Annotated in this window: 1 protein-coding gene; it reads left to right on the forward strand. The window is 39.1% G+C overall.

From position 1 onward, the window contains the following. The coding region (locus AOA60_RS32570; RefSeq protein WP_218240508.1) for a hypothetical protein at positions 1–307 on the forward strand (307 nt) is incomplete at both ends.

The following is a 307-nucleotide window of genomic DNA, read 5'->3' on the forward strand; positions in this document are numbered from 1 at the left end:
ATCGTACCCTCGTATTACTGATGAAGTTACAAGACGGGCTCCAAGTAAAATCGTTAATTGGTTAATGGAGAAGGATGGTATTTTCCTTGATGATGTTGAAGATCCAGACCAGCGTGATTTATTAGCAAATAGGTATCTGGAGGAAGCGGAAAGATCACTGCGACGATCTGGATACCGTATCTATACTACAATCAACAAAGACCTATATGATGCACACCAAGAAGTTGTACAAAACTATGACCAATTTGGTCCTGATAAAAATGGTACAATTGTAAATGACCAGGGAGAGGAAGTTACCATTTCTTTC

The sequence above is a fragment of the Pseudomonas sp. 2822-17 genome, from assembly GCF_002742485.1.
Lineage (GTDB): Bacteria > Pseudomonadota > Gammaproteobacteria > Pseudomonadales > Pseudomonadaceae > Aquipseudomonas > Aquipseudomonas cyclaminis.